We start from the raw sequence: 1,227 nt of genomic DNA, 5'->3' as shown, positions 1-1,227 counted from the left end.
TCACGGTACTGCTTCACTATCGGTCGCTAGGTAGTATTTAGCCTTGGCAGATGGTCCTGCCGGATTCCGACGGGGTTTCTCGTGTCCCGCCGTACTCAGGATCCCTCTAGGGGTTTCGTTCGATTTTGGCTACGGGGCTTTTACCCTCTATGCCGGACCTTTCCAGATCGCTTCGCCTACCGAACTAACCCCACATCGAGGTCCTACAACCCCAAGGGGCAAGCCCCTTGGTTTGGGCTATTCCGCTTTCGCTCGCCGCTACTGACGGAATCACATTTTGTTTTCTTTTCCTCCAGGTACTTAGATGTTTCAGTTCCCTGGGTATGCCTCTACATCACCTATGTATTCAGTGATGAGTAACTGCGCATTACCACAGCTGGGTTCCCCCATTCGGACATCCCCGGATCAAAGCCTGCTTACGGCTCCCCGAGGCATTTCGTCGTTCGCCACGTCCTTCATCGGCTCCTAGCGCCTAGGCATCCTCCGTGTGCTCTTATTAGCTTAACCGTAGGCAATTGTTAAATTGCCAGGTTCGTTAGAACCAGCTAAAAGATTTAAATCACTGTGTAAACACAGTGGCTTAAAGGATTTCTAAGTTTCACGCTTTACGTTTCGTTTCGTTATCTAGTTTTCAAGGAACAACGTTGCAACTGTTACATTCGTGAAGCGATGTCAGTTGTCAACAAACGTTTCATTGTGAATCGATTTTCTTCACCACCTTTCAGCGGCAAAAAGTATCTTATCACATCTTACTCGCTCATTTCAAGTCGAAATTTCTTGGAAATTTCACTCTCAAAATGTCTTTTGGTGGAGCCAAGCGGGATCGAACCGCTGACCTCCTGCTTGCAAGGCAGGCGCTCTCCCAGCTGAGCTATGGCCCCATACTACCTCAAAAAGTGAAGTTTGGCTTCGAGGCTTAGTCCGATTACTTTTCGGGGACCCCGATACTTTCTTATGAAGTTTAAATGGTGGGCCCTAGTGGACTCGAACCACCGACCTCACCCTTATCAGGGGTGCGCTCTAACCAGCTGAGCTAAGGGCCCTTACTATTAAAATCTCCAAAATAAAAACCCACCTACAAGCTTTCGAAGCTTTCCTCGAAAGCTTGCCATGGGCTTCGCTTGGCAACGTTCTACTCTCCCAGAACCCTTCGGTTCAAGTACCATCGACGCTGGAGGGCTTAACGGTCGTGTTCGAGATGGGAACGCGTGGGTCCCCTCCGCCATC

The 1,227-nt window shown here is 49.6% G+C and carries 2 tRNA genes and 2 rRNA genes; all 4 read right to left on the bottom strand.

The features are described 5' to 3' along the window. Positions 1–507: ribosomal RNA gene (locus tag ICC18_RS33345) — 23S ribosomal RNA — on the bottom strand; the annotation flags it as partial. Between the two features lie 298 nt (positions 508–805). Further along, positions 806–881, bottom strand: a tRNA-Ala gene (locus ICC18_RS33340). 85 nt (positions 882–966) lie between these two features. Further along, a tRNA-Ile gene (locus ICC18_RS33335) sits at positions 967–1,043 on the bottom strand. Positions 1,044–1,119: 76 nt separating this feature from the next. Next, positions 1,120–1,227 (bottom strand): 5S ribosomal RNA (gene rrf / locus ICC18_RS33330); the annotation flags it as partial.

Source organism: Paenibacillus sedimenti, assembly GCF_014534655.1.
GTDB lineage: Bacteria > Bacillota > Bacilli > Paenibacillales > NBRC-103111 > Paenibacillus_E > Paenibacillus_E sedimenti.
Note: the sequence above shows the minus strand (reverse complement) of the source record. Positions and strands in the feature narration are given on the sequence as shown.